The 6006-nt window shown below is 42.7% G+C and carries 3 protein-coding genes; all 3 read right to left on the bottom strand.

Annotation, left to right across the window (positions count from 1 at the left end; genetic code table 11):
* Positions 1-597: 597 nt before the first annotated feature.
* Positions 598-1698 (bottom strand): amidohydrolase family protein, encoded by a 1101-nt coding sequence (locus tag N475_RS17425; RefSeq protein WP_155732598.1) that lies wholly within the window; start codon positions 1696-1698, stop codon positions 598-600.
* Positions 1699-1840: 142 nt separating this feature from the next.
* Complete coding sequence (locus N475_RS17420; protein WP_063365684.1) at positions 1841-3592, bottom strand: ABC transporter ATP-binding protein; 1752 nt, start codon at positions 3590-3592, stop codon at positions 1841-1843.
* A complete protein-coding gene (locus tag N475_RS17415; RefSeq protein ID WP_063365683.1) occupies positions 3593-5407 on the bottom strand; it encodes an ABC transporter ATP-binding protein in 1815 nt (604 codons plus the stop codon).
* Positions 5408-6006 lie beyond the last annotated feature (599 nt).

Genomic DNA, 6006 nt, shown 5'->3' with positions numbered 1-6006 from the left:
TGCCTACTTGGCAGTGAACATATACAATCACGTCATCACCAAGCCCGTGGTTTTCTAAGCTGCCTACTTGGCAGTGAACACGAAGCGTCTAATGTTTCATTTTCTGAAAGTTTTCTAAGCTGCCTACTTGGCAGTGAACATCACTAAGCCTGTCGTTAAGCTGCTTGTATGTTTCTAAGCTGCCTACTTGGCAGTGAACCTGCCCCTCGTGTAAATAGGTGCAGTTCAACTTTTCTAAGCTGCCTACTTGGCAGTGAACTATAAGAAATATCCAAAAAGTAATACAAAAACAGCCCTTAAGTAAAGATTTTCTCAAAATACCCTATTTTTTTACTAAAAATATAAGCCATTGATTTTTAAAAACTAAGTTCACCTTGTTTAAAACAAGGTAAAACTCCCCACTGAAAGCCGTACACACCAAGTTTAAGTGCACCTTACATTTGTCAAATTCTTAAAGCACAAAATCAGTTTCTCCCCGAGTAAATACATTTAGTCAATGTTTTCACAGCACTTTTATTGTTTAAAAAAGATTCAGCATTCAATTACTCCCACACGCTCTTTTATAGCTTGCTGTTTTTCATTCAAACAAGCATCCCATCACCCTTTACAAATCTCTGGTGCTTCGAAATCCAGATTCATCAGGTCAAAATAGTTTTGGCCAAGGGCGATATTACGAAATGCGTCGTCGTCTAAAAACTGGTTGATATAACTGGTGAGTTCGACTTCCTTGGCATAGTGTTTAAAGCGTTTGGTGTCGGTTGCCACAAAGTCGGAACCGGGCAAAATACGAGTGGAGTATTGATTTAAAAAGGCCACATAGTGGTCACGTATTGCATCGTGTTTAAAGTATTCGTCGTATAAAACACGCCACGAAATATCCAGCATCAGCTTGGGGTATTTATCAAGTAGTCGAGATAAAATCTCGGTATGGCGTTTGGGATCTAGGTTGGTAAGCTCTCTCGATAATCCCATATGCACCCAAACTATTGGGTTGTCAGGATACTGCCTTAGCACTTCTTCCATTAAATACAGGTACTTTTCAGGCTCTTTGTTGGAGCCAATATCAGCATGAATCGAAATAGGAATTGGCGTACTGCTAGGGCCTCTAGGGCTCCTTAGCTTGGCCATAAACTCGTCCCACTGAGCGATGTTTTCAATGGCGGTAGCTCGGTGGCGATTAATAAACAATGCCTGTTTGACTAGATTAACCTCCCCCATCCAAGTAAAGGTATTTGGATATTCTTGCTCCAACAGTTCCATTTTATAGGCAATGTCTTGCGGAGCATTAAGATCAGGAAAGCTCATCGATAAGGTTAATCGAGTACCTTGTGGTGCGTGTTCGTAATAGTTTGCAGCATTACTAAAATCATTTTTTATGCTGGGTTTTACCAATGCTGATGGACAGTTATAAAAGTAATCACATTCAAGCGGCACCATTTGACCAATACCAAATACATTAACGAATAAAATCTCTAAGCGCTCAAAATACGAATTTAGCTCGTTGATTGGTAAAGCTTTGCCGCCAAATGGACGAAAGTGGTTGTGAGCATCTACCACAAAAGTATGTGGCATTGTGGTGCGGTTATAGCACTGTGAGTTGCCTTTTTTAAACATCTCAATGTTGCGTGCATTTTGTGTTTGTATGCATCCGCTTAATAGCAAGGTTATTGCACATATTGCTCCCAATTGCCTTATCACCACTACCTCCGCTTACATCCTTGGGAATTCACTCAGGTTAGATAATGACACGGGAAACAACAATCGAAAAGGAAACGCGATAATTTACACAACGTTTGAAACAGCGCCTTTTTACGGTGAAAGACGCTGCTGTAAATCCCCTTTACGCGGCTTGTATAGATTGAGCCTTCCAGAGCTGTGTGTAGTGCCCGCCTAGGGAAAGTAGACAGCGATGACTGCCCGACTCCACCACTTTGCCTTGTTCAAGTACAATAATGTTGTCGGCCTCCACAATGCTCGACAAGCGATGTGCAATGGTGATCACAGTTCGGTTTTGTAAAAGATTATTCATTGCATTGACTACCTCCGCTTGTGTGACTGGGTCAAGCGAGGCTGTGGCCTCGTCGAGTAACACAATAGGCGCGTCTTTAAGTAGTGCTCGCGCAATTGCAATACGCTGTCTTTGACCACCAGATAACAACAATCCACAATCACCTACACGAGTGTTTATTCCATCTGGCAACTTATCGATAAACTCCAAACAATTAGACAGCTTGCACGCTTGCATTACGGCTTCATCACTGGCGTCTGGCCTACCAATACGAATATTCTCAACAATACTGGCATCAATCAGCTGGATATCTTGAAACACCATACTAACTAATTGATGTACCCCTTTGGAGCCAATTTTTTGAAGATTTAGGCCCCCAATCTTTACGCAGCCTGAGCTTGGGTCAAAAAAGCGCGCGCACAGATTTAGTAGTGTAGATTTACCACTTCCTGATGCCCCAACAATAGCCAGTGTGGTGCCTTGTTTTACATAAAAACTAACTTGCTCAATGACCTTTTTATCGTCGTGATTAAATGAAACTCGATCAAGTTCTATATCAAAGCTCGTTGGCATTTGATGTTTGAGCGGTTCTACCAACACTGGTTCATTTAAAATGGACTCAAGCTTATGTTCAGATTGCACGGCCATGCGTAAAATAGTCAGATACTCCCCCACCTCATACAAGGGTTCAAGCAGCTTAACCAAAAGTAATGCATAGAGAATGGTTGTAAAATCTATGCCAGTGAAGCGGTGTTCAGGCAATGTCACTGCAAGCATGATTACAAACGCACTGAGCGTCATGTTCAGTACAATTCGATAGGTTAAAACGGGGCCTGCTCCCCACATTTCTACTTGCAAGCTATGCTGTTTTGTTTTCTCCAACTGCCTACCCAGCTGGGCCAACCATGTTTGCGTCTGACCATACAATTTAAGGGTTTTTAACGCTTCAACATAATCGATAATGGCGCTGCCACTTTGGCGATATGACTGCTGCTTGGCTCTCACAACGTGCCCAAACTTTTGCTTTGACAGCTGCATCACCCAAAAAGAGAAAGGTAATAATATCAATGTGCTAAGTGCATAGAGAGGGTCAACAAATAACAGCACCACAAAGCCAATCACTGGTGCCACCAAAGCAGAAATTAAATCAGGAGCAATGTGGGAGAAGATACTCTCTATTTTTTTAATATCTTCGGTAAGCATTTCTAAAAATTCACCACTGTGAGTGCGTCTTATGCGCCCAAGGGGGAGCTGCCTCACATGGTTAATTAGTTTAATTCGGTATGCGTGAACTACTCGGTAACTACCAAGAAAACTCTGGTATTGGCCAATATAGGCGCACACTAGCTGCACCAAAAAACAGCTTCCTAACAGAAGTAAATAATCTGTCGGCGCTGTGGGCCACGTTGCGGCCTGTGCTGACGTCAAAAACTGCAGCTGTAACCAGTGAAAGCATAACAGTAGCGGTGCAATTGCCGCACAGCGTTCCAAAACGCGAAAAGTTACCCCAGTATAAAAGCTCCACCTTCCAGAGCTGGCATGGCCTATCACACGGCCAATACTTAATAATGCTTGTCTGTCCATTTAAATCTCGTAACTAATCGGTTGGAAATCTAGCGGGTCTTTCACCGGGCTTTGTGGTTCACCGTCACTTTGTTGTAGCTGCCAACTATGACGATAATATGCACAGCGCATCAGCAACGCTTCATGGGTCCCCTGCGAAGCAATTTCTCCATTGTTTAAGACAAAGATCTGACCAGTATTTTCGAGACCTAAATATTTGTGTGTGATCACTAAAAAGGTGGTGTTTGGATAATGCCCTTGAATGGCTTGGTAGAACTTGCCTTGCGTCACATTGTCCATCGCCGAAGCTGCTTCATCTAATATCACCAAAGGTGTCTCGCTCACCAACGCACGCGCAATTGCGATGCGCTGTTTTTCTCCCCCAGATAAGTTTTGCCCGCGCGTTTGAACCAACGTTTCAAGGCCATCCGGCAACTGGGTGAGCCAAGATTTAAGCTGAGCTGCAACAACAGCGCGTTCTAGTGCGTCAGAACTAATACCGCTGCGACCAAATAGGATGTTGTCACGCAGCGTCCCTTCAAATAAATAGCACTCTTGGGTAACAACACTCATAAACTGCGCACGCGCATTGTCAGTCAATAACGACACATCTTGTCCATATAACTGTACTCTACCCGATGAAGGAGAAAGTAAACCACATGCCAGCATGGCAAGGGTTGATTTGCCATTGCCAGAGGCACCCACTATCACGTTCAAGGAATTGGGTACCAATTTAAAGTGCACACCTTTTAACACTTTATGAGATTGATAAGTAAAGTCCACACTATAAAACTGCATCAATGGGTGCTTTTTATCTGCTTGGATTTGCGTGTTATTTAATTTGGGGTCTGGCGCCAAATAGATAGGTGTTATGCGCTTTACACCTGCTAACAGCTCGTTGGCTTCCATAAAAAATCGACTGACTTTTATAATCGGATTAAGCATTCCAACCGCCAATAACATGCTTAAAATGACCTGCTCAGTGGTCACCGCTTGCGCACTGTGCAAGCCAATCGCCGCAGGTAACAAACATACAAATGATGCTCCTAGCAAAGCAGTGTAAAGCGTCCAACCCGGCACAGTCTGACCTGTTAGCTCGAGTACCAATTCCTGGTATCGGTCCAACTTTCGATTTAAAACCGCAAAGCGTTTGCTATCTAAATTGTATAACTTCATCAATGGCATGTTTTTAACATAGTCACTCAACGTCGCTGTCAAATCCTCAGAAACATGACTAAAGCGTTCATATTGGCCCGCTGTTTTATGCATAAATAAACCGCTGGCTAAAAATGCCAATGGCACAACGGCTACGGCGCTCAGCGCAAGCCGCCAGTCTATAAACGCAATGACCGTGAAGACAACCAAAGGTGTAAGGATTGCATTAAACAACTCTACACTTTGATGTGCTATAAAGTTTTCAATGTGCTCAACATCTTGCAGGATATTCTGCTTTAAAACGGCGGCGTTTTGCTCGCTAAGCCAAGTCAATGGTAGATTTGCCAACTGAGTGGTGAGTTTCATTCTGACTTTGGTGAGAGCTTGATACGCCACCTGATGACTAAAGTAATAAGCCCCCATCGAACAACTCGATTTAAGTAAAATCGCGCAACAAATACCCGCTGCTATCCACAACAATTGCTCTGCTGAGGCCGATAGCGGGTTAAGTAACTCTTGTATTGAAAGAAATAATAAATACACAGGCACAAGCTCAAACAGGGTGACAAACACCATTAAACCCAAAGCCATCAACATCTTGCCTTTATAAGGTGCACAGATCGCAAAAATAATAGACCAAGGACTCTGATTTTCCTCGGCTTCATGCGATTCAACACGCATATACCTACTCCTTTAAATGCGGTTAAAAATCAGCGGTAAAAACCAACCTAACTCGTTATTAATATCGCCCAGCAAAGCATAGATGACTTTACTAACAGCCTCGTTTGTTGAGATATCATTGTGCTAAATCAAACAAACGTGCCAAATCAAACAGTAAAATCAATCATAAAGGACTAGAATAGACTACAATTTTGGTCATTTTTATCAATCTAAAATTGCTCGTTTTTGCAACGAGCACACTGCACTGGCATCGTTTTAAAATAAACACCTATCTTTTACCTTTGGCTTTTTACCTACTTTTAACACGCTGTGAATTGTCTAATCGCAATAAAAAATAGCGGCAAGCCTACTGCAGCAATCTCAATTGCTCTCCCCGCATCAGTTCAGTAATCCCCAAATCGGAAATATGTATAAAAACCCCAAAAGCGCCTGCAAATTTCCCCGAAAAAATTACCGATTGGGGCATACAACAACTTTTAGGGGTGGGAACAAATTGTCCGAAAACTTATTTTTTGGGGCCGTGAAAGCTTCATAAAAATAACACTCGCAGTTGTCGCAACTCAGAAAACAAACCGCGATCGTGCCTCATAATCGGAGAA

This window comes from Pseudoalteromonas luteoviolacea DSM 6061 (genome assembly GCF_001625655.1).
Classification (GTDB): domain Bacteria; phylum Pseudomonadota; class Gammaproteobacteria; order Enterobacterales; family Alteromonadaceae; genus Pseudoalteromonas; species Pseudoalteromonas luteoviolacea.
Note: the sequence above shows the minus strand (reverse complement) of the source record. Positions and strands in the feature narration are given on the sequence as shown.